This window comes from Sulfitobacter sp. HI0129, assembly GCF_001635395.1.
GTDB lineage: Bacteria > Pseudomonadota > Alphaproteobacteria > Rhodobacterales > Rhodobacteraceae > Sulfitobacter.
The window spans coordinates 1-1,232 of the sequence record NZ_LWGH01000616.1 but is presented as its reverse complement, the minus strand read 5'-3'; the positions used below and the strand labels follow the sequence as shown (position 1 = coordinate 1,232).

The window sequence follows — 1,232 nt, the reverse complement described above, 5'->3', positions numbered from 1 at the left end:
GGCATCTGGTCGCCGATATCGAGTTGATCCGCAAGACGCTGGGCATCGAGGAGTGGATCGTCTTCGGCGGTTCTTGGGGCGCGACGCTGGCGCTGATCTATGCCGAAACCCATCCCGAGCCGGTGCGGAACCTCGTTCTACGGGGGGTCTTCCTGATGACCAAGGGAGAGCTGGACTGGTTCTACGGCGGCGGGGCGGGCAAATTCTGGCCCGAGGTCTGGCAGCGATTCGTGTCGCTCGTGCCGGAGGAGGAGCGCCACGACATGATAGGCGCTTACCACAAGCGCCTATTCAGCGGAAACCTCGCCGAGGAGCAGCGCTTTGGCCGCGCGTGGGCGGCGTGGGAAAATGCGCTGGCGTCCATCCATTCCTCCGGCGCGGGGCACGAAGGACCGAGCGACTATTCGCGGGCCTTCGCCCGGTTGGAGAATCATTATTTCACCCATGCGGGTTTCCTGGAGTTCGATGGCCAGATCCTCGCCCATGCGAGCCGCATTGCGGATATTCCGGGTGTGATCGTTCAGGGCCGGTATGACATGATCTGCCCGCCCACCAGCGCCTATGCGCTGGCCCAGAAGTGGGACAAATGCGAACTCAAGATGGTGCGCAACGCCGGGCACGCCCTGTCGGAGCCGGGGATCAGTGCCGAACTGGTTCGCACGATGGACAGGATCGCAGTGTCATGACCCGTCGTCCCGCACTCGACCGCCGGGCCCTTTTCGGGATGGGTGCCGCCGCCGCCTTGCTGGCGGTTTCCGGCGTTTCGGCCGCCGGAATGGCGCGGCGGGGCGGGCGGTTGCGGCTAGCGGTGTCGGGCGGCCGCCGGGACGATATATGGGCCACGGGTGGCGGGCTTTTCATGCAGCTTGCCCGCGTGGGACTTGTCCACGATACACTGACGGAGGTCGCGGCGGACGGTACGCTGCGCGGGGATCTCGCGCAGGGGTGGCGCAGTGCAGACAACGGCCAGACCTGGCGGTTCGACCTGCGGCAGGACGTGGCATTCCATGATGGTCATCTCATGACGGCAGAAGACGTGGCCGACAGCCTGCGCAGGGGCTTGGGTGAACCGGATACGGTGAAGGCGCTGGGCAAGTCCGGCGTTGAAATAACCCTCTCCCGCCCGGATGCGGGTCTCCCCTTCCGGCTGGCGGGGCCGGGTTTCGCGATCGGCAGGCCGGGTGCCGATGCGGCGGGAATCGGGACCGGGCCTTACCGGCTGGTGGAATTCA

2 protein-coding genes are annotated in these 1,232 nt (G+C 66.1%); both read left to right on the top strand.

The genetic code is table 11. From position 1 onward, the window contains the following. On the top strand, positions 1–686 hold a 686-nt coding region (locus tag A3764_RS16130; RefSeq protein ID WP_067951773.1), incomplete at its 5' end, for an alpha/beta fold hydrolase. Then, on the top strand, positions 683–1,232 hold a 550-nt coding region (locus A3764_RS16125; RefSeq protein WP_236628218.1), incomplete at its 3' end, for an ABC transporter substrate-binding protein. The genes A3764_RS16130 and A3764_RS16125, both read left to right, overlap by 4 nt.